General features: G+C 72.2%; 18 protein-coding genes. 3 read left to right on the top strand and 15 right to left on the bottom strand.

Annotated features, from left to right (window positions below; translation table 11 throughout):
- Positions 1-42: 42 nt before the first annotated feature.
- The 10 genes from aroQ to ACFXMG_RS21675 all read right to left on the bottom strand — a co-directional run bounded on the left by aroQ (position 43) and on the right by ACFXMG_RS21675 (position 10,182).
- A complete protein-coding gene (aroQ, locus tag ACFXMG_RS21720) occupies positions 43-501 on the bottom strand; it encodes a type II 3-dehydroquinate dehydratase (RefSeq protein WP_384338821.1) in 459 nt (152 codons plus the stop codon).
- The gene (gene aroB / locus ACFXMG_RS21715) at positions 498-1,595 is read right to left on the bottom strand and encodes a 3-dehydroquinate synthase (protein WP_383824544.1); all 1,098 of its coding nucleotides are present in this window, start codon (positions 1,593-1,595) and stop codon (positions 498-500) included. Before aroB ends, aroQ begins: the two co-directional genes overlap by 4 nt.
- The gene (locus tag ACFXMG_RS21710; RefSeq protein ID WP_383824547.1) at positions 1,592-2,110 is read right to left on the bottom strand and encodes a shikimate kinase; all 519 of its coding nucleotides are present in this window, start codon (positions 2,108-2,110) and stop codon (positions 1,592-1,594) included. Before ACFXMG_RS21710 ends, aroB begins: the two co-directional genes overlap by 4 nt.
- Positions 2,107-3,291, bottom strand: coding sequence for a chorismate synthase (gene aroC, locus ACFXMG_RS21705; protein ID WP_383824550.1), 1,185 nt, complete (start codon positions 3,289-3,291; stop codon positions 2,107-2,109). Before aroC ends, ACFXMG_RS21710 begins: the two co-directional genes overlap by 4 nt.
- A gap of 189 nt (positions 3,292-3,480) precedes the next feature.
- Positions 3,481-4,323 carry a shikimate dehydrogenase gene (locus tag ACFXMG_RS21700; protein ID WP_383824553.1) on the bottom strand — a complete coding sequence of 281 codons (843 nt, stop codon included), beginning with the start codon at positions 4,321-4,323 and terminating at the stop codon, positions 3,481-3,483.
- Positions 4,304-6,148, bottom strand: coding sequence for an endolytic transglycosylase MltG (gene mltG / locus ACFXMG_RS21695; RefSeq protein WP_383824556.1), 1,845 nt, complete (start codon positions 6,146-6,148; stop codon positions 4,304-4,306). The genes ACFXMG_RS21700 and mltG overlap by 20 nt, the downstream gene beginning before the upstream one ends.
- Before the next feature lie 101 nt (positions 6,149-6,249).
- Positions 6,250-6,714, bottom strand: coding sequence for a Holliday junction resolvase RuvX (gene ruvX / locus ACFXMG_RS21690; protein WP_383824661.1), 465 nt, complete (start codon positions 6,712-6,714; stop codon positions 6,250-6,252).
- Positions 6,715-6,716: 2 nt separating this feature from the next.
- Positions 6,717-9,386, bottom strand: coding sequence for an alanine--tRNA ligase (gene alaS, locus ACFXMG_RS21685; protein WP_383824558.1), 2,670 nt, complete (start codon positions 9,384-9,386; stop codon positions 6,717-6,719).
- Positions 9,386-9,736, bottom strand: coding sequence for a DUF6167 family protein (locus ACFXMG_RS21680; protein WP_383824561.1), 351 nt, complete (start codon positions 9,734-9,736; stop codon positions 9,386-9,388). The genes alaS and ACFXMG_RS21680 overlap by 1 nt, the downstream gene beginning before the upstream one ends.
- An 8-nt stretch (positions 9,737-9,744) precedes the next feature.
- Complete coding sequence (locus tag ACFXMG_RS21675; RefSeq protein WP_383824564.1) at positions 9,745-10,182, bottom strand: DUF948 domain-containing protein; 438 nt, start codon at positions 10,180-10,182, stop codon at positions 9,745-9,747.
- Between the two features lie 181 nt (positions 10,183-10,363).
- On the opposite strand from ACFXMG_RS21675, the gene ACFXMG_RS21670 reads away from it, so the two are divergent.
- Entirely contained in the window at positions 10,364-12,523 is a 2,160-nt protein-coding gene (locus ACFXMG_RS21670) for an ATP-binding protein (RefSeq protein WP_383824566.1), read from the top strand.
- A gap of 33 nt (positions 12,524-12,556) precedes the next feature.
- On the opposite strand, the gene rpsD is transcribed toward ACFXMG_RS21670, so the two are convergent.
- The 5 genes from rpsD to ACFXMG_RS21645 form a co-directional block, all read right to left on the bottom strand.
- A complete protein-coding gene (rpsD, locus tag ACFXMG_RS21665; RefSeq protein ID WP_383824569.1) occupies positions 12,557-13,171 on the bottom strand; it encodes a 30S ribosomal protein S4 in 615 nt (204 codons plus the stop codon).
- A 401-nt stretch (positions 13,172-13,572) separates the two neighbouring features.
- Positions 13,573-14,925: a replication-associated recombination protein A gene (locus tag ACFXMG_RS21660; RefSeq protein WP_383824664.1), complete on the bottom strand. Its 1,353-nt coding sequence runs from the start codon at positions 14,923-14,925 to the stop codon at positions 13,573-13,575.
- Positions 14,926-14,970: 45 nt separating this feature from the next.
- Positions 14,971-15,576 (bottom strand): vitamin K epoxide reductase family protein, encoded by a 606-nt coding sequence (locus ACFXMG_RS21655; protein ID WP_383824571.1) that lies wholly within the window; start codon positions 15,574-15,576, stop codon positions 14,971-14,973.
- A gap of 142 nt (positions 15,577-15,718) precedes the next feature.
- Complete coding sequence (gene hisS / locus ACFXMG_RS21650) at positions 15,719-16,981, bottom strand: histidine--tRNA ligase (RefSeq protein ID WP_383824573.1); 1,263 nt, start codon at positions 16,979-16,981, stop codon at positions 15,719-15,721.
- 10 nt (positions 16,982-16,991) lie between these two features.
- Positions 16,992-17,699, bottom strand: a complete 708-nt coding sequence (locus ACFXMG_RS21645; RefSeq protein WP_383824575.1) for an MBL fold metallo-hydrolase — start codon at positions 17,697-17,699, stop codon at positions 16,992-16,994.
- 154 nt (positions 17,700-17,853) lie between these two features.
- Here ACFXMG_RS21645 and ACFXMG_RS21640 point away from each other — a divergent pair, with 154 nt between their 5' ends.
- Together ACFXMG_RS21640 and ACFXMG_RS21635 are read left to right on the top strand one after the other, a co-directional pair.
- A complete protein-coding gene (locus ACFXMG_RS21640; RefSeq protein WP_383824578.1) occupies positions 17,854-18,597 on the top strand; it encodes a peptidylprolyl isomerase in 744 nt (247 codons plus the stop codon).
- Between the two features lie 227 nt (positions 18,598-18,824).
- Positions 18,825-20,054 (top strand): DUF349 domain-containing protein, encoded by a 1,230-nt coding sequence (locus ACFXMG_RS21635; protein WP_383824579.1) that lies wholly within the window; start codon positions 18,825-18,827, stop codon positions 20,052-20,054.
- The last annotated feature ends 81 nt before the right edge of the window (positions 20,055-20,135 follow it).

Genomic DNA, 20,135 nt, shown 5'->3' with positions numbered 1-20,135 from the left:
GCGGCCACCGTTCCGGCGGCCGCCCCGGGTCCCGCGTACCTCTCACGCCTTGCTGTCGGCCGCGACTTCCTCGGCGAGGGCCCGGAGGGCCAGGCGGTAGGAGCCGATGCCGAAGCCGGCCACCGTGCCGGTCGCCACGGCGGCGACCACCGAGGTGTGGCGGAACTCCTCGCGGGTGTACGGGTTCGAGATGTGCACCTCGATCAGGGGGGCGGTGCGCTGGGCGGCCGCGTCCCGCATCCCGTACGAGTAGTGCGTGAAGGCGCCGGGGTTGAGGACGACCGGCACGTGCCCGTCGGCCGCCTCGTGCAGCCAGCGGATCATCTCGCCCTCGTCGTTGGTCTCGCGGACCTCGACGTCGAAGCCGAGCTCGGCGCCGAGCTCCCGGCAGGACTCGACGAGCCCCTTGTAGGAGGTGGCGCCGTAGATGTCGGGCTCGCGCGAGCCCAGCCGGCCGAGGTTCGGCCCGTTCAGCACCAGGACGCGGCGCGGTGCGCTCATGCGGAGAGCTCCCCGTAGGCGGCGACGAGGACGGCCGGGTCGGGGCCCTCCAGGACGGTCGGCTTGGCGAGCCCGTCGAGGACGATGAAGCGCAGCAGGTCGCCGCGGGACTTCTTGTCCACCTTCATCGTCTCCAGGAGCTTGGGCCACTGGTCGCCGCGGTAGGTGAGCGGCAGGCCGACGGACTCCAGGACGGCGCGGTGCCGGTCGGCGGTGGCGTCGTCGAGGCGGCCGGCGAGCCGGCCCAGCTCGGCGGCGAAGACCATGCCGACGGAGACGGCCGCGCCGTGCCGCCACTTGTACCGCTCGTTCTTCTCGATGGCGTGCGCGAGGGTGTGCCCGTAGTTCAGGATCTCGCGGCGGCCCGACTCCTTGAGGTCGCCGGAGACGACGTCGGCCTTGACCTGGATGGAGCGGACGATCAGCTCGGCGGTGTGCGGCCCCGCGGGCGTACGGGCCGCCTGCGGGTCCTCCTCGATGAGGTCGAGGATCACCGGGTCGGCGATGAAGCCGGCCTTGATGATCTCGGCGAGACCGCTGACGAAGTCGTGGACGGGCAGCGACTCCAGCGCGGCGAGGTCGCACAGGACCCCGGCCGGCGGGTGGAAGGCGCCGACGAGGTTCTTGCCCTCGGCGGTGTTGATGCCGGTCTTGCCGCCGACGGCCGCGTCGACCATGCCGAGGACGGTGGTCGGCACGGCGATCCACCGGACGCCCCGCAGCCAGGTCGCGGCGACGAAGCCGGCCAGGTCGGTGGTGGCGCCGCCGCCGACGCCGACGATCACGTCGGTGCGGGTGAAGCCGGTCTGGCCGAGCGCCTTCCAGCAGTACGCCGCGACCTCGGCGGTCTTCGCCTCCTCCGCGTTCGGCACCTGGATGGCGACGGCCTCGTACCCCTGCTCCGCAAGGTCCTCGCGCAGCGCCTCACCGGTCCCGGCGAGCGCCTCGGGGTGGATGACGGCGACCCGCTTGGCCTTGTCGCCGATGAGGGCGGGCAGTTCGCCGAGCAGCTGCCGGCCGACCAGCACCTCGTACGGATCCGTGCCCGCGCTGCCGCCGACGTGGATGCGGGTGACTTCCTGGTCCGTGGTCATGCGTCCTTCAGCTCCAGTGCGTCGAGGACCGCCTGGGCGACCTCTTCGGGGGTACGGGCGTCGGTGGCGACCACGACGCTCGCGACTTCTTCGTACAGGGGGCGGCGGGCGTCCATCAGCTCCCGCCACTGGCGGCGCGGGTTGACCGCGAGCAGCGGCCGGGCCGCGCCGAGCCCGACCCGCCGCACGGCCTCCTCGACGTCCATCGAGAGGTACGCGACGGGCTGCCCGGCCAGCAGGGCGCGGGTGTCGGCGTCGAGGATCGCGCCGCCGCCCAGGGCGAGGACGCCCGTGTGCGCGGCGAGCGCCTCGGCGACGGCGGCCTTCTCCAGGGCGCGGAAGCGCTCCTCGCCGTCCTCGACGAAGATGTCGGAGATCTCGCGGCCCTCGGCGGCGACGATGTCGGCGTCGGTGTCCCGGTAGGGCGCGCCGAGCCATTCGGCCAGGAGCGCGCCCACCGTGGACTTGCCGGAGCCCATCGGGCCGACGAGGACGACCAGGGGGCCGCCGGTCACCGGATGCGCAGGTTGTCGACGTAGCCCTGGACGTTGCGGCGGGTCTCGGGGACCGAGTCCCCGCCGAACTTCTCCAGGACGGCGTCGGCGAGGACGAGCGCGACCATGGCCTCGGCGACGATGCCGGCGGCCGGGACGGCGCAGACGTCGGAGCGCTGGTGGTGGGCCGCGGCGGTCTCGCCGGTGGCGACGTCGATGGTGGCGAGCGCGCGCGGGACGGTCGCGATCGGCTTCATCGCGGCGCGGACGCGCAGCAGTTCGCCGGTGGTCAGACCGCCCTCGGTGCCGCCGGAGCGGCCGGAGGTGCGCCTGATGCCCTCGTCGGTCCTGACGATCTCGTCGTGGGCCTGGGAGCCGGGCACGCGGGCGAGGTCGAAGCCGTCGCCGACCTCGACGCCCTTGATGGCCTGGATGCCCATGAGCGCGGCGGCGAGCCGGGCGTCGAGGCGGCGGTCCCAGTGGACGTGCGAACCGAGGCCGACGGGCACGCCGTACGCGAGCACCTCGACGACGCCGCCGAGGGTGTCGCCGTCCTTGTGGGCCTGGTCGATCTCGGCGACCATCGCCTTCGACGCGGCCGCGTCGAGGCAGCGGACCGGGTCGGCGTCGAGCCGCTCGACGTCGGCGGGGGTCGGGTAGACGCCGTACGGCGCCTTCGCGGCGGCCAGTTCGACCACGTGCGAGACGATCTCGATGCCCGCGGCCTCCTTGAGGAAGGAGCGGGCGACGGCGCCGAGGGCGACCCGGGCGGCGGTCTCCCGGGCGCTGGCGCGCTCCAGGATCGGCCGGGCCTCGTCGAAGCCGTACTTCTGCATGCCGGCGAGGTCGGCGTGACCGGGACGGGGCCGGGTCAGCGGCGCGTTGCGGCCGGTCTCCTTGAGCTCGGACGGGTCGACCGGGTCGGCCGACATGACCTTCTCCCACTTGGGCCACTCGGTGTTCCCGACCATCACCGCGATCGGGGAGCCGAGGGAGAGCCCGTGCCGGACCCCGCCGAGGAAGGTGATCTCGTCCTGCTCGAACTTCATCCGGGCGCCGCGCCCATAGCCGAGGCGCCGCCGCGCGAGGTGGTCCGCCACCAGCTCAGTGGTGACCGGGACGCCGGCGGGAAGACCCTCCAGCGTCGCGACCAGCGCGGGTCCGTGGGACTCCCCAGCGGTCAGCCAACGCAACCTGCTCAACGATGCTCCTCATGCTCGCGCCTGGGCACTGCGACGGCGCGGCCGGGTGCGCGGCCCTGGCCCGCCATCCCCGATCCTCCCATGTCCTGAGCCCCACCCCGGCCTCCGGTCCAGCTATCGGACGCGCGCCCCGCCGTCGTGGACGGCGGGGCGCGGTCGTAGAGGGCCGGTGGCGGCGTGGTGGCGGCGTCAGCGCGCGGCGAGCGCGGCCTCGCCGGCCGCGCGCATGGCGGCCAGCGGTGCCTGGAGGACGCCCGTCATCTGCTCGACCTGGAGGACGGCCTGGTGGACCAGGAGGTCCAGGCCGCCGACGACCTTGCCGCCGCGCTCGGACCAGGCGGCCGCGAGGGCGGTGGGCCAGGGGTCGTACAGGACGTCGAAGAGGGTGCCGGGGCGGTCGGGGACGGCCGCGGCCAGGGCGTCGGTCGTCCCGGCCGGGGTCGTGGCGATCACCAGCGGGGCGGCGAACGCCCGCGCCGCCTCGTCCCAGGCGGCGGTACGGACGTCCACGCCGAGCCGGTCGCCCCAGCCGCGCATCTCCCGCGCCCGTGCCTCGCTGCGTACGTACGCCGTGACCGGGCCCGCGCAGACGCGGGCGAGCGCGGCGAGCGCGGAGGAGGCGGTGGCGCCCGCGCCGAGGATCGCGGCGGACTCCACCTTCTCGACGCCCCGCTCGCGCAGGGCGGCGATCATGCCGGGGATGTCGGTGTTGTCGCCGACCCGGCGGCCGTCCTCGCGGAGGATCACCGTGTTGACCGCCTCCACGGAGGCCGCGGTGTCGCTGACCTCGTCGAGCAGCGGGATGATCGCCCGCTTGAGCGGCATGGTCAGCGACAGGCCGGCCCACGAGCCGTCGAGCTCCGCGACGAAGCCCGGCAGGGCCTCCTCGTCGATCTCGAAGCGGTCGTACGACCACTCGTCCAGACCGAGCTCCGCGTACGCGGCCCGGTGCAGGACCGGGGAGAGCGAGTGGGCGATCGGCGCGCCGAGGACGGCGGCGCGACGGCCCGTCTCACTGACCTGAGCTGTCATTGAACTTGTCCCTCAGCCTGTTGTGCTCGTCCAGCGTCTTGGCGAACTCGGTCTTGTTCATGCCGTCGGTCGCGACGAAGTACAGCCAGCCGTCGTTCGTCGGATCGAGCATGGCGGCCAGCGCCTCGTTGCCCGGGTTGCTGATCGGACCGGGCGGCAGACCCCGCTGCGTGTACGTGTTGTACGGGTCCTGGTTGGTGTTCGCCTCCTTCTCCGAGATCTTGATCTCGGACTGGCCCTTCAGGTAGTTCAGGGCCGAGTCGAACTGGAGCAGCTGGTTCGTCTGGACGTTGTCCGGCTGGAGGCGGTTGTAGATGACCTCCGCCATCTTGCGGAAGTCATCGTGCGTCTTGCCCTCCGCCTGCACCAGGCTCGCGACCGTCACCAGTTCCCAGGCGTTGTCGAGGCCGTGCTTCTTCGCCTGACCCTCCAGGTCCAGCTTCGTGTACTCCTGGTTGGCGCGGCTGACCATCTTCTTGAGGGCGGCCTCCGGGGTGTTGCCCTTCGCCACCGGGTAGCTCGCCGGGAAGAGGAAGCCCTCCAGCGGGTCCTTGACGTTCTCGTGGTTCTTGGCCCAGGCGGGCAGGCCGAGGGAGTCGGCCTTCTTGAAGGCGACCTCCTTCGTGGTGCCGGGCGCGAGGCCGAGGCGGGTGTCGAGCTGCTCGTACACCCAGACGTTGCGCTTGCCCTCGGGGATGATCAGGTTGGCCTGGCTCGCCGGGTCGAGCATCAGCGCGACCGCGCTCTCCGCCGACATCTCCTTCTTCAGCGTGTAGGCGCCGGCCTGGATCGAGTTGCCCTTGGCGTTCTTCTTCTGCGCCGCGACGAAGGCGTCGACGCTCTTCACGACGCCGGCCTGCTTGAGGATGTTGCCGATCTCGTTGCCGAACGCGCCCTTGGGGATCTCGACCTGGACCTCGCCGGCCCCGGCGCCCGCGAAGTCGGGCGCCTCGCCGAACTGGCCCTGCCAGAACTGGTAGCCGAAGTAGCCGATGCCACCGATGCCGCCGGCCAGGACCGCGGCCACGACGAGGCAGGCCACGCCGTTCTTGCCCTTGCGTTTCTTCTCCTTGCCGCGGCGCTCGCGGTCGCGGTCGTCGCCGCGCCCGCCCCGGCCCCGGCGACCCGAGGGCTCCTCGTCCGCGTAGCCGTCCTCGTCGTCGTCACCGGTGAAGAAGGGGTGCGACTCCTCAGGCTCCTGACGGGCGGGTTCCGGCTCCGGCTCGGGCTCCCAGTCGACGACCGGCTCCGGCGGCTGCTGCCGGCGGCCGGGCGGCTGGGGCGGCGGGTACGCCTCGGGCGTGCCGTAGAGATCGGGCTGCTGCCCGCCGTACGGATCGGCGGGCGGCGTGTTGTAGGCCATGGCGGCCTGGCCGGACTCCCAGTTGCCGTCATAGGCGCCGTCGTAGCCGCCGCCGTCGTACGTCTGTCCGTGCTGCCCGGGCGTGTCGTAGCCCTGGTTCCAGCCGGTCTGACCGTACGCCTGCGGCTGCTCCTGGCCCTGGTTCCCGTACGCCTGCGCCTGGGCCTGCGCCTGGTCCCCGTACGCCTGCGCGTGCGGGTCGGCATAGCCCTGCTGCGGGTGCTGGGGCTGCTGGTACTGCTGCTGGTACGCGCCCTGCTGCTGGTACGGGTCGGTCCCGTAGCCCTGCTGGGCGTACGGGTCCTGGTAGGTCTGGCCACCCTGCGCGTACGGCGTCGCCTGCTGAGGCTGCTGCGGCTGCTGCTGGTGGTACTGCTGCTGACCTTCCCACCCCTGGTCCCCGTACAGCGGGTCCGTGGGGTGCCACGGTTCGGGGCCAGGGCCCCGGCCATACTCAGTCATCGATCCCCAAACAGCCGCGAGGCTTCCGGACGATCCGCCTCTACGTAGTGCGGCACTTGTTCGAACACCGCCGCATCGCGCGGAACGTTACCGTATCGCGATCAGATGACCACTTCGACGCCCTCACCGGGCGGATTACCTGATACCCGTTCGGACTCAAGAGCGTTCTGAAGGATGATCACAGCGGCGGCCTGATCGATGACGGACCGGCCCTTCTTGGACTTCACGCCGGAGGCCCGCAGCCCCTGCGTCGCCGTCACCGTGGTCATCCGCTCGTCGACCAGGCGGACCGGCACGGGGGCGATCCCCCGCGCCATCTCCCGCGCGAAGGCCCGGACCTTGGTGGCCGCCGGGCCCTCCCGCCCGCTGAGCGAGCGGGGCAGGCCCACGACGACCTCGATCGGCTCGTACTCCCCGACGATCTGGCGGAGCCGCCGGTGGGCGGCCGGGACGTCACGTCCCGGCACGGTCTCCACCGGCGTGGCGAGGACCCCGTCGGGGTCGCACGAGGCGACCCCGATCCGGGCGTCCCCGACATCGACCGCGATACGGCGGCCGCGACGCATCGTCACGCCGTCTCCACCACGAGGCGCTCGACGGCGGCGATGGCCTCGCCGACGGCCTCCGGGTTCTGGCCGCCGCCCTGGGCGACGTCCGGCTTGCCGCCGCCACCGCCGCCGAGGGTCTTGGCGGCCGTGCGGACCAGCTCGCCGGCCTTGAGACCGCGCTCGCGGGCGGCCTCGTTGGTGGCGATGACCGTCAGCGGCTTGCCGTTGACCGTGGTGAACAGGGCCACGACGGCCGGGCGGTCCGAGGGGATGCGGCCGCGCACGTCGAGGACCAGCTTGCGCAGGTCGTCGGCGCCGGTGCCGTCCGGGACCTGGCCGGTGACCAGGGCGAGACCGCGGATGTCCTTGGCGGAGTCGACCAGGCCGGCGGCGGCCTGGAGGACCTTCTCCGCGCGGAACTTCTCGATCTCCTTCTCGGCGTCCTTCAGCTTGCCGAGCATGGAGGCGACCTTCTCCGGCAGCTCCTCCGGACGGCCCTTGACCAGCTCCTGGAGCTGGGCGACGACCGTGTGCTCCTTGGCGAGGAAGTTGTACGCGTCGACGCCGACCAGGGCCTCGATGCGGCGCACGCCGGAGCCGATGGAGGACTCGCCGAGCAGCTTCACCAGACCCAGCTGGGCGGTGTTGTGCACGTGGGTGCCGCCGCACAGCTCCTTGGAGAAGTCGCCGATGGTGACCACGCGGACCTGCTCGCCGTACTTCTCGCCGAACTCGGCGATGGCGCCCTGGCGCTTGGCCTCGTCGATCGGCATGACCTCGGCGTGGACCTCCAGCTCGCGCGAGAGAACCTCGTTGATCTTCTGCTCGACGTCGGTGAGGACCGTGCCGGGCACGGCGTTCGGCGAACCGAAGTCGAAGCGGAAGCGGCCGGGCTGGTTCTCCGAACCGGCCTGGGCGGCCGTCGGGCCGAGGGCGTCGCGCAGCGCCTGGTGGGTGAGGTGGGTGGCCGAGTGGGCGCGGGCGATGGCCCGGCGGCGGCGCACGTCGATGGTGGCGTACGCGGTGGAGCCCACGGTCACCTCGCCGACCTGGACCGAGCCCTTGTGCACCGAGACGCCCGGGACGGGCTGCTGCACGTCGCGGACCTCGATCACGGCGCCGGAGTGCAGCCGGATCCGGCCCTGGTCGGCGATCTGGCCGCCGCCCTCGGCGTAGAACGGGGTGCGGTCGAGGACGACCTCGATCTCGTCGCCCTCCGAGGCGGCCGGCGACGGGACGCCGTTCACCAGCAGGCCGACGACCGTGGACTCGCCCTCGGTGTTGGTGTAGCCGGTGAACTGGGTGGCGCCGGAGGAGTCGGCGATCTCACGGTAGGCGGAGACGTCGGCGTGGCCGGTCTTCTTGGCCTTGGCGTCGGCCTTGGCGCGGTCCCGCTGCTCCTTCATCAGGCGGCGGAAGCCGTCCTCGTCCACGGCGAGGCCCTGCTCGGCGGCCATCTCCAGGGTGAGGTCGATCGGGAAGCCCCAGGTGTCGTGGAGCAGGAACGCCTTCTCACCGGCGAGGATCGTGCCGCCGGCGGCCTTGGTCTCGGTCACGGCGGTGTCGAGGATGTTGGTGCCGCCCTTGAGGGCCTTCAGGAACGCGGCCTCCTCGGCGAGGGCGACCGTCTCGATCCGCTTGCGGTCGGTCTCCAGCTCCGGGTACTGCTCGCCCATGGTCGTGATGACCGTGTCGACCAGCGCGCCGACGACCGGGCCGGTGGCGCCGAGCAGGCGCATGTTGCGGACGGCGCGGCGCATGATGCGGCGGAGCACGTAGCCGCGGCCCTCGTTGCCCGGGGTGACGCCGTCGCCGATGAGCATGACCGAGGTACGCATGTGGTCGGCGACCACGCGCAGCGAGACGTCGCTGTCGTGGGCCTTGCCGTAGGCGACGCCGGTGAGCTCGGTGGCCTGGTCGATGACGACCTTGAGGGTGTCCGTCTCGTACATGTTCTGGACGCCCTGGAGGATCATCGCCAGGCGCTCCAGGCCGAGGCCCGTGTCGATGTTCTTCGACGGCAGCTCGCCGAGGATCGGGAAGTCCTCCTTGCCGGAGCCCTCGCCGCGCTCGTACTGCATGAAGACGAGGTTCCAGATCTCGACGTACCGCTCGTCGTTGACGGCCGGGCCGCCCTCGACGCCGAACTCGGGGCCGCGGTCGTAGTTGATCTCGGAGCACGGGCCGCACGGGCCGGGCACGCCCATGGACCAGTAGTTGTCCTTCTTGCCGAGGCGCTGGATCCGCTCGGCGGGGACGCCGACGACATCGCGCCAGATGCGCTCGGCCTCGTCGTCCTCCAGGTAGACGGTGATCCAGAGCTTCTCCGGCTCTAGCCCGTAGCCGCCGTGCTCGACCGGGGAGGTCAGCAGCTCCCAGGCGAGCTTGATGGCGCCTTCCTTGAAGTAGTCGCCGAAGGAGAAGTTGCCGCACATCTGGAAGAACGTGCCGTGGCGGGTGGTCTTGCCGACCTCTTCGATGTCCGGCGTACGCACGCACTTCTGCACACTGGAGGCGCGCGTGAACGGCGGCTTGACCTCGCCCAGGAAGTAGGGCTTGAAGGGCACCATGCCGGCGGGGACGAGCAGCAGAGTCGGGTCGTCCGCGATGAGCGACGCCGAAGGGACGACGGTGTGCCCGCGCTCCTCGAAGAAGCTCAGCCAGCGGCGGCGGATTTCAGCCGACTCCATCAGTGGTCCTCATTCCGGTTGTACGAGATCGTGCGCGACGAAAACGTGGTCGTGGTCTTGTGCGGGGTGGGGCCGAGGGCGGCCCTGCGGCGGGGCTCCGGGAGCTCCCGGTCCGCGGGAGGCGGTGCGTCGAGGCCGAGCGCCTCGCCCAGCTCGGCCTCCCGCTGGACCATGCCCGCCCTCACGTCGAGGGCGAAGTCCTTGAGCCGGTGACCCGCCTCGACCGCCTTGTTCGCGGCCTGCGCCGCGAGGCTCTCGGGGGTCAGCTGCTGGATCTTGCGGTTGACCTTGGTGGTGGCCCAGACGCCGGCGGCTGCGCCGGCCGTGAACCAGAACGTGCGGCGGAACATCGCGCCTCTCAGCCCTTCTGCTTCCGGCGCCGTGCCAGGGGCACGGTACGGCCGACGATCACAGTACGTCGCCCGGTGGCGGGCGGCACCTCCTCGCGGTCCCGGCCGCGGCCGAGCGCCCTGCGGACCCCGAAGCCGAACGCGGCGACCTTGACGAGCGGGCCGCCGAAGGTGGAGGCGACGGTCGTCGAGAGCGCGGAGGCGTTGGCGGTGACCTCCTGGACGTCGGACGCGATCGCGTCCACCCGGTCCAGCTGGGTCTGTGCCGAGCGGACGGTCGCCGACGCGTCCGCGAGCAGGGGAACGGCCTGCTCGGTCACGTCCGCCACGAGTTTGGTGGTCGCCTTGAGCGTCTGCGCCAGCCTCGCCAGCACCACGGCGAGGAAGGAGACGAGGATCGCCCAGAACACGGCCACCAGGATCCCGGCAACCTCTCCACCGGTCACTCCGCACCGCTCTCTGCTGTCGTCGTTGCTGTCGTCGTTGTCGTTCGGGTCGTGCGAGAAAAGTCGTCCTCCGACCCTATCGCGCCCACGCTGCCGACCCCTACCGCATTACCGCCCGTGGGGCGGGAGTTGCGCGATCAGATTGTACGGAGCGCGCGCGGATGAGTACGCTCCGTGTCCCATGCGACGCAGCAATCTCCCGGCGGAGCTCAACCGGTTCGTGGGCCGGGCCGCCGAGCGGGCCGAACTGGCCGCGCTCCTGGCCGAGTCACGCCTGGTCACCGTCCTCGGCGTGGGCGGGGTGGGCAAGACCCGGCTGGCCCTGAAGGCGGCCGCCTCAGCGCAGAAACGCTCCGGCGAGGAGGTCCGGCTCGCCGAGCTGGCCCCGCTGCGCGACCCCGGGCTGGTCGAGCACGCCCTCGTGGAGGCGCTCGGCCTCACCGACCACACGCTCCGCGCTCCCCGCGAGGTGCTGCTGGACCACCTCGCCGAGCGCCGGCTGCTCCTCGTCCTCGACGGCTTCGAGCACCTGGTGGAGACGTGCGCCCCGCTCGTCCACGAGCTCCTCGCCGCCGCCCCCGGGCTGACCGTGCTCGCCGCCGGACGCCGGCCGCTGCGGCTCCCCGGCGAGGCGGTGCTGACACTGGCGCCGCTGGACGAGGCGGACGCCCTCGCGCTCCTCGCCGAGCGGGCGGCCCTGGCCGGCGCGCCCGCCCTCACGGAGGACGGGAGGGTACGCGAGCTGTGCCGGCGGCTCGACGGGATCCCGCTCGCGCTCGAACTGGCCGCGGGACGGCTGCCGCTGCTGTCGGTGGACCAGCTCCTGGCCCGGCTGGACGACCGCTTCCGGCTGCTCGGCGACGGCGGGCGCGGGGTCCTCCCCCGCCACCGGACGCTGCGTACCGCGATCGGCTGGAGCCACGAGCTGTGCACGCCGCCGGAGCGCCTGCTGTGGGCACGCCTTTCGGTCTTCGCCGGTCCGTTCGACCTGGAGGCCGTGGAGTACGTGTGCGGGGGCCCCGACCTGCCGCAGGAGGAGATCCTCGACCTGATGGGCGGGCTGCTGGCGCAGTCGCTGGTGACCCGCGAGGACACGGCGGCGGGCCCGGGCTACCGGATGCTGGACACGGTGGCGGCGTACGGGGCGGAGTGGCTGGCGGCGCTCGGCGACACCGAGCGGATGCGGCGGCGGCACCGCGACTGGTACATGGGCCTGGCGACCTGGTGCGAGCTGGAGTGGTTCAGCCCCCGGCAGGCGGAGGTGGCGGCCCGGACGGCCGCGGCGTTGCCGAACCTGCGGGCGGCGCTCGACGTGTGCCTGGAGCTGCCGGAGGACGCGCACCTGGCCCAGCACCTGGCGGGCACGCTCTGGTTCGCGTGGGTGGGGTGCGGGCGGCTCTCGGAGGGGCGGCACTGGCTGGACCGTGCGCTGGCGCTGGAGTCGGGGCACGAGGAGGCGCGGCTGAAGGCGCTGTGGGTGCTGGGCTATGTGGCGATCCTCCAGGGCGACGCGACGGCCGCGGTGGCGGCGCTGCACTCCTGCCGGGAGCGGGCGCGGGCCTCGCGGAACCGGCTGGCGGAGGCGTACGCGACGCACCGGCTGGGCTGTCTGGCGCTGCTCTCGGACGACTTCCCGCGCGCCGAGGAGCTGCTGGGCCGGGCGCTGGACGCGTACGGCGAGCTGGGCGAGCTCAACAGCAATGTGCTGATGGGCCAGGTGGAGCTGGCGATGGCGCGGGCGTTCCGGGGCGATCTGGAGGGCGCGACGGCGATCTGCCGTGAGGTCCGGGAGGTCTGCGAGGAGCGCGGCGAGCGGTGGACGCGGGCGTACGCGCTCTACGTGCTGGCGTTCTCGGCGTGGACGCGGGGCGCGCTGCCGGAGGCGCGGGAGCTGCTGGTGGAGTGCGTGACGATCAACCACCTCTTCCGCGACCTGGTGGGGGTGGTGCTGGCGGTGGAGCTGCTGGCGCTGGTCACGGTGAGCGAGGGCGATCCGGTGGAGGCGGCGGTGCTCCAGGGGGCGGCGCTGCCGGTGTGGGACGCGGTGGGGGTCCAGCTCTTCGGGTCGGGTTCCTTCGACGGGCCGCGGGCGCTGTGCGCGGGGCGGGCGGTGGAGGAGCTGGGGGCGGAGCGGTACGAGGAGGCGTTCCGGCGGGGGCAGGGGCTCTCGCTGGACGAGACGGTGGAGCGGGCGGTGGCCGACCCGCCGGGCGCGGTCGCGGACGGGCGGCCGGGGGCGGCGGCGCCGCGGCCGTTCCGCACGGCGCGTCCGCCGGTGGTGCCGGGAACGCGGAAGCCCGCCGGCTCCCCCACCGGAAAGGGCGGGGAAGCGGCGGGCTGAAACACCGCGGGGGTGAGTCCTCCGACCGCTGGATCAGCGGGCGTAGTACTCGACGACCAGCTGCTCGTCGCAGATGACCGGGATCTCCTTGCGGTTCGGCTCACGGTCCAGGCGGAAGGCCAGGGCCTTCAGGTTCACCTGGAGGTAGCGCGGGATCTCGCCGTCGGGGGCGAAGCCACCCTCGCGGGAGACCTGGAAGAGGGTCTTCGCGCGGGACTTCTCGCGGACCATCACGACGTCGTCGGGACGGACGCGGAAGGACGGCTTGTCGACCTTGCCGCCGTTGACCTGGATGTGGCCGTGGACGACCATCTGACGGGCCTGGTAGATGGTGCGGGCGATGCCCGAACGCAGGACCAGGGCGTCGAGGCGGCGCTCGAGCTCGACGACCAGCGCCTCGCCCGTCTTGCCCTCGGCCTTCTTGGCGCGGTCGTAGGCGCGCGCCATCTGGCGCTCGCTGATGTCGTACTGGGCACGCAGACGCTGCTTCTCGAGCAGACGGACCTTGTAGTCCGAGTTCTGCTTGCGGCCGCGGCCGTGCTCGCCCGGCGGGTAGGGACGGGCCTCGAAGTACTTGACGGCCTTCGGCGTCAGCGCGATGCCGAGGGCACGCGACTTCTTGACCTTGGGGCGGGCCTGGTTCGCCATGAACCAACCTCTCTATCTGAACGAATACGGCTTCACCAGTGGTTAGGGAGGTCGCAATCCGCAGCCGGGAAAACCCGCCGGGCCCCGTGAGGGACCTGTCGGGCAGCCGCTTCCCGGTCTGGGCACGTACGTGCAGCACGCGAACGACCCACCGCCGTTCCCGGGAATCCGGGGGGTGGTGGGTGGCACGCGACACCTTCGAGGTGCGCGACGCTCCTGGAAACCCTGCCCGGGGGCCGGGTCTCCTGCTGACTGTCCCGCTCTGGTGGCGCCGGCCTGGGGCCGGACACGGGACGCAGCGATCCCGACCAGTGTACCGGCTCCCCGGAGCGCCGCGTCCCGGGGGCCGTGGTCCGAGGGCAGGAGGCGGCGGGCCGCTCCGCCCGTCAGCCGCCGTCCTGTCAGCCGCCGTCGTTCCGCAGGCGCTCGCGGACCTTCTCCACCACGTCCGCGTAGCGGGCCTCGGCGCCGTAGCGGGTGGGTTCGTAGTACCGCTTGCCGTGGAGGGCGTCGGGGGCGTACTGCTGGGCGGCGATCGCGCCGGGTACGTCGTGGGGGTAGACGTACCCCTGGGCGTGGCCGAGTTTGGCGGCGCCCTTGTAGTGCCCGTCGCGGAGGTGGGCCGGGACGGGGCCCGCGAGGCCGTTCCGCACGTCCTCGCGGGCGGCGAAGATCGCGTTGGTCGCCGCGTTGGACTTGGGGGCCAGGGCGAGGGCGATGGTGGCGTGGCTGAGGGTGAGGGCGGCCTCTGGGAAGCCGATCATGGCGACGGCCTGGGCGGCGGCGACGGCGAGCGGCAGGGCCTGGGGGTCGGCGAGGCCGATGTCCTCGCTGGCGGAGATCATCAGGCGGCGGGCGATGAAGCGGGGGTCCTCCCCCGCCTCGATCATGCGGGCCAGGTAGTGCAGGGCCGCGTCGACGTCGGAGCCGCGGATGGACTTGATGAGGGCGCTGGCGACGTCGTAGTGCTGGTCGCCGTCCCGGTCGTACTTCACCGCGGCGCGGTCGACGGCCTCCTCCACGGTCTGGAGGGTGATCTCCCGCTCGCTCTTGGCGAGGGCGCCGCCTGCGGCGGCCTCCAGCGCGGTCAGGGCGCGGCGGGCGTCGCCGCCGGCGATCCGCAGCAGATGGGCGCGGGCGTCGTCGGCGAGCTCCACGGCGCCGCCGAGGCCGCGCTCCTCGCTCACGGCCCGGTCCATGAGGCCGCTCAGGTCCTCGTCGGTGAGGGACTCCAGGGTGAGGAGCAGCGAGCGGGAGAGGAGCGGGGAGATCACCGAGAAGTACGGGTTCTCGGTGGTGGCGGCGATGAGGGTGACCCAGCGGTTCTCGACGGCGGGCAGCAGGGAGTCCTGCTGGGCCTTGGAGAAGCGGTGGATCTCGTCGAGGAAGAGGACGGTCTCCTTGCCGTAGCCGCCGGAGGCGCGGCGGGCGCCGTCGATGACGGCCCGGACCTCCTTGACGCCGGCGGTGATCGCGGAGAGCTCGACGAAGCGCTTGTCGGTGGCCTTGGAGACCACGTACGCCAGGGTGGTCTTGCCGATGCCGGGCGGGCCCCAGAGGATCACCGAGGAGGCGCCCGCGGGGCCGCTTCCCTCCCCGACGAGCCGCCGCAGCGGCGATCCGGGCTTGAGCAGGTGCCGCTGGCCCACCACCTCGTCGAGGGTGCGGGGGCGCATCCGGACCGCCAGCGGGCTGCTGGACGGGTCCTTCTCCTGGCGTTCTTCGGCGGCTGCGGTAAAGAGGTCGGGCTCCACGTCCATGAAGCCTAGGTCACGCCACCGACAAGCGGGCGGGAGCGGTCAGCTCGTCCAGAAGTCCCACCAGCGGGTCAGGATCAGCATGCCGATGATCCCGAGGTGCAGGACGGGCAGGACCCAGGTGAACTCGGTGAAGAAGGTCCGCAGTCCGGCCGGGGCGGGGATGACGCCCTTGCGGACGTTGTGCGAGGTCACGTACCAGAACATGACGATGGTGGCGGTCCAGGCGAGGCAGCACCACAGGCAGAGCGAGTTGATCTCGTACAGGGACTGCTGCATGAGCCAGGTGCAGAAGACGACGCCGAAGAGGGTGCCGGCGTTGAGGCCGAGCCAGAACCAGCGGCGGTAGCGGGCGCCGGCGAGGAGGGCGACGCCGATGGCGATCACCATGCCGTAGGTGACGAGGCCGAGCATGGGGTTGGGGAAGCCGAAGACCGATGCCTGCTCGCTCTTCATGATGTTCCCGCAGGACACGATGGGGTTGAGGCTGCACCCGGGGACGAAGTTCGGGTCCTCCAGGAGCTTGAACTTGTCGAGGGTGATGATCCAGGCGGCGAGGAGTCCGGCCGCGCCGGTGATCACCAGGAGCCAGGCGAGGCCCTTGCTCGCGCCGATGGTCCCCGTCGTCTCGGTATCGGCTTTCGTCATGCCTGCCTGTCCTCTTCCGTCACTCGCGGGCCCGGTGGCCCTGGTCATTCTGCAACAAGGCGTACGCCATCGGCCGTTCGCGGGGCATAAGGAAGGGCCCGGACCGCGTGCGCGGACCGGGCCCCTGCCCCGCTTCGGGACGTCAGGCGAGCTGGGCGCGGACGGCGTCCAGGACCTCGTCCAGGGCGACGGCGCGCTGCTCGCCGGACTCCATGTCCTTGAGCTGGACGACGCCCTCGGCGAGGTCGCGCTCGCCCGCGACGAGCGTGAGGCGGGCGCCGCTGCGGTTGGCGTCCTTCATGGCGCCTTTGAGGCCCTTGCCGCCGAAGGAGAAGTCGGCGGCGATGCCGGCCCGGCGCAGCTCGGTGACCTTGCCGAAGAGGACGCGGCGCGCCTCCTCGCCGAGGGCGACCGCGAAGACGCTGGTGGTGGCGGGCAGGTCGAGGGTCACGCCCTCGGCCTCCAGGGCGAGGACCGTGCGGTCGACGCCGAGGGCCCAGCCGACGGACGGCAGCGCGGGGCCGCCGATCATCTCGGAGAGGCCGTCGTAGCGGCCGCCGCCGCCCACCGCGGACTGGGAGCCGAGGCCGTCGTGGACGAACTCGAAGGTGGTCCGGGTGTAGTAGTCGAGGCCGCGGACCAGCTTGAGGTCGTCCTCGAAGACCACGCCGGCGGCGGTGATCAGCTCGCGGACCTGCTCGTGGTACGCCTTGCACGCGTCGCACAGGTAGTCGCGGAGCAGCGGCGCGTCGACGAGCTGCTTCTGCACGTCGGCCCGCTTGTCGTCGAGGACCCGCAGCGGGTTGATCTCGGCCCGGCGCAGGGTCTCCTCGTCGAGGTCGAGGCCGCGCAGGAAGGTCTGGAGGGCCTCGCGGTAGACGGGGCGGCACTCCTTGTCGCCGAGCGAGTTCAGCAGGATGCGGTACTGGCGCAGGCCGAGGGCGCGGTACGCCTGGTCGGCCAGGATGATCAGCTCGGCGTCGAGCGCCGGGTCCTCGGCGCCGATCGCCTCGGCGCCGACCTGCGAGAAGTGGCGGTAGCGGCCCGCCTGGGCCCGCTCGTAGCGGTAGTACGAGCCGGAGTACCAGAGCTTGACCGGCAGGTTGCCCTGCTTGTGCAGGTTGGCCTGGAGGGCCGCGCGCAGCACGGAGGCGGTGCCCTCGGGGCGCAGGGCGAGCTGGTCGCCGCCCTTCGTGGTGAGGGTGTACATCTCCTTGGTGACGATGTCGGTGGACTCGCCGACGCCGCGGGCGAAGAGGTTCACGTCCTCGAAGCCGGGGGTCTCGACGTAGCCGTAGCCGGCGTTCCTCGCCTGGGCGGAGATGGCGTCCCGGACCGCCAGGAAGACGGCGGAGCGGGGCGGGATCAGGTCGTACGTGCCCTTGGGGGCCTGAAAGGTGCTCACGAAAGTCTCGTCACATTCCTCGTCGGGGAGCCTGTTCGCTCCCGAGGCCGGAGGCCACCTGCCGCAGATACGGGTTGGTGGCGCGCTCCTGGCCGATGGTCGTCTGGGGACCGTGGCCGGACAGGACGACGGTCGAGTTGTCGAGCGGCAGGACCACGCGGGCCAGCGATCCGAGCATCTCGTCCATGTCACCGCCGGGCAGGTCGGTGCGTCCGATGGAGCCGGCGAAGAGCAGGTCGCCGGAGAAGAAGACGGAGGGGATCTCCGAGGTCTCCGGCGTCCGGAAGGTCACCGACCCCTTGGTATGACCGGGCGCGTGCGCGACCGAGAACCGCATGCCGGCGAGGTCCAGCGCGGCCCCGTCGGTGAGCTCGCGCACCTCGCCCGGCTCCCCCACGGTCAGCTCGCCCATGAGCGGCATCCCGATGGAGCGGCCGAGGGCCTTCTCCGGGTCGCTCATCATGTACCGGTCGGCGGGGTGGATCCACGCGGGTACGTCATGGGCGCCGCAGACGGGGACGACGGACGCGACATGGTCGATGTGGCCATGGGTGAGGACCACCGCGACGGGCTTGAGCCGATGCTTCCTCAGCGTCTCCTCGACTCCCTGGGCGGCCTGGTGGCCCGGGTCGATGATGACGCACTCCTCGCCTGCGGCGGGGGCGACCACGTAACAGTTGGTGCCCCAGGCCCCGGCGGGGAACCCGGCAATCAGCACGATCGTCCTTCTGTGTCGTCCGGCAGATGACTGCGGCCTTGCGGAATGCAGCAGATCAGAGCCTACCGGCGCTGCGTATTCCACAGCCAACCCGTATACGGTACGGGCACATCCGGCCAGGACAGGAACACACGAGCGACAAGGAGCGGACCCGGTGGTCACCAGCGATCAGCGGCGGCGGCAGCTCGCCAGGGACAAGTACGCGCGGCAGCAGCAGCGGCGGGCGGAGACGCAGCGCAAGGCCAAACGCCGCAACACCGTGATCGCGGGCTCCCTCGCGGTGGTGCTCGCCGCGGGCGGAGCGGTGTACGCCTCCGTGCAGCTGCTCGGCGACGACGCCAAGAACACGGACACGGGCGGCGAGCCGAAGATGAGCATCGCCGCCGAGGGCACGTACGACCTCGCCCTCACGACCAACGAGGGCGACATCACCGTCACCATGGACGCGGCGAAGACCCCGCGCACGGTGAACTCCTTCAAGCACCTCGCCGACAAGAAGTACTTCGACGGTACGAAGTGCCACCGGCTCACGACCGCCGGGATCTTCGTGCTCCAGTGCGGCGACCCGGAGGGCACCGGCATGGGCGGCCCCGGGTACACCATCCCGGACGAGAACCTCGACTCCCTGGGCAAGCCCGGCGCCGACGGCAAGGTCACGTACAAGGCGGGCACGGTCGCCATGGCCAACACCGGGCAGCCCGGCACCGGCGGCTCGCAGTTCTTCCTCGTCTACAAGGACTCGCCGCTGCCGCCGCAGTACACCCCCTTCGGCACGATGGACGCGGCCGGTCTCGCGGCGGTGCAGAAGGTCGGCGCCGCCGGGGCCGACGGCGGCCAGGGCGACGGCGCCCCGAAGAAGCCGGTCACCGTGGAGAAGGCGACCGTCACCGAGAAGTGAGACGGGGCGCTCCGCGGGACGGCGGCCCGGAGGTCCGCACGCACGTGACCGTGGAATTTCGGTCGCGCTGAGTGCGGACAGCCGGGCCGCCGTTCGCCTAGATTGGCGTTGTGCAGCGCGGTCCGATCCGTCGGCCGCGCGGCGGAAGGCGGGCGAGGCCCGCCCAGGAACTGTGGACGATGCCCGGGGGCCACCACCCCGCGAGGGCATCATGGTGAGGAGGCGCTGTGAGCAGCGACCCGTGGGGCCGCGTCGACGAGACGGGCACCGTGTACGTGCGGACGGCCGAGGGTGAGAAGGTCGTCGGATCCTGGCAGGCGGGCACTCCAGAGGAGGCGCTGGCCTACTTCGAGCGCAAGTACGAGGGCCTGGTTGTCGAGATCGGCCTCCTCGAGAAGCGGGTGAAGACCACCGACCTCTCGTCGAAGGACGCCCAGACGGCGATCGAGCACATCCGGCACCAGGTCGACGAGCACCACGTCGTCGGCGACCTGGCCGCGCTCACCGCCCGTCTGGACAAGCTGGTGGAGTCGGTCGACTCGCGCCGCGAGGAGCGCAAGGCGCAGAAGGCCAAGCAGGCCGACGAGGCGCGTTCCGCCAAGGAGGCCCTGGTCACCGAGGCGGAGGAGCTGGCGCAGAGCGAGCAGTGGCGGTCCGCCGGCGAGCGGCTGCGGGCGCTCGTGGACACCTGGAAGGGCCTGCCCCGGCTCGACCGCAAGTCCGACGACGAGCTGTGGCACCGCTTCTCGCACGCCCGCTCGGCCTTCTCCAAGCGCCGCAAGGCCCACTTCGCCCAGCTGGACGCGCAGCGCGAGGACGCCCGCAAGGTCAAGGAGCGCCTGGTCGCCGAGGCCGAGGCGCTGCGGAACTCCAGCGACTGGGGTACGACCGCGGCCCGCTACCGCGAGCTGATGGCCGACTGGAAGGCCGCCGGCCGGGCGCAGCGCGAGCACGAGGACGACCTGTGGAACCGCTTCCGCGGCGCCCAGGACGTCTTCTTCGCGGCCCGGTCCGAGGTCTTCGCCGAGCGGGACGCGGAGCAGACCGAGAACCTCACGCTGAAGGAGGAGCTCGCCGGCGAGGCCGAGAAGCTGCTCCCGGTGACGGACCTGAAGGCCGCCCGTGCCGCCTTCCGGAGCCTCAACGAGCGCTGGGAGGCCATCGGCCACGTGCCGCGCGACGCCCGCCCGAAGGTCGAGGGCCGGATGCACACGGTGGAGCGGGCGATCCAGGAGGCCGAGGAGGCCGAGTGGCGCCGGACCAACCCGGAGGCACGCGCGCGTGCCGCGGGTCTGACCGGCCAGCTCCAGGACGCCGTCGAGAAGCTGCGCAAGCAGGTCGACGCGGCCCGCACGGCGGGCAACGACGCCAAGGCCGACAAGCTCGCCAAGGAGCTGGAGGGCCGCCAGGCCCTGCTCGACCAGGCGCTGAAGGGCCTGGAGGAGTTCGGCGGCTGACCTCGCCGTCGTACGGACACGGGAAGGGCCCCCGGCGCGTGCCGGGGGCCCTTCCGCGTACCCGTACGGCTACGGGGCTGC

The organism is Streptomyces sp. NPDC059201 (genome assembly GCF_042754585.1).
Lineage (GTDB): Bacteria > Actinomycetota > Actinomycetes > Streptomycetales > Streptomycetaceae > Streptomyces.
This window is presented reverse-complemented; position numbering and strand designations above follow the sequence as displayed.

Bases quoted from the DNA above. Each gene is read 5' to 3' on its own strand.
- aroQ (WP_384338821.1), bottom strand. From the start codon at position 501: ATGAGCGCACCGCGCCGCGTCCTGGTGCTGAACGGGCCGAACCTCGGC.
- aroB (WP_383824544.1), bottom strand. From the start codon at position 1,595: ATGACCACGGACCAGGAAGTCACCCGCATCCACGTCGGCGGCAGCGCG.
- ACFXMG_RS21700 (WP_383824553.1), bottom strand. From the start codon at position 4,323: ATGACAGCTCAGGTCAGTGAGACGGGCCGTCGCGCCGCCGTCCTCGGC.
- mltG (WP_383824556.1), bottom strand. From the start codon at position 6,148: ATGACTGAGTATGGCCGGGGCCCTGGCCCCGAACCGTGGCACCCCACG.
- ruvX (WP_383824661.1), bottom strand. From the start codon at position 6,714: ATGCGTCGCGGCCGCCGTATCGCGGTCGATGTCGGGGACGCCCGGATC.
- alaS (WP_383824558.1), bottom strand. From the start codon at position 9,386: ATGGAGTCGGCTGAAATCCGCCGCCGCTGGCTGAGCTTCTTCGAGGAG.
- ACFXMG_RS21680 (WP_383824561.1), bottom strand. From the start codon at position 9,736: ATGTTCCGCCGCACGTTCTGGTTCACGGCCGGCGCAGCCGCCGGCGTC.
- ACFXMG_RS21670 (WP_383824566.1), top strand. From the start codon at position 10,364: ATGCGACGCAGCAATCTCCCGGCGGAGCTCAACCGGTTCGTGGGCCGG.
- rpsD (WP_383824569.1), bottom strand. From the start codon at position 13,171: ATGGCGAACCAGGCCCGCCCCAAGGTCAAGAAGTCGCGTGCCCTCGGC.
- ACFXMG_RS21655 (WP_383824571.1), bottom strand. From the start codon at position 15,576: ATGACGAAAGCCGATACCGAGACGACGGGGACCATCGGCGCGAGCAAG.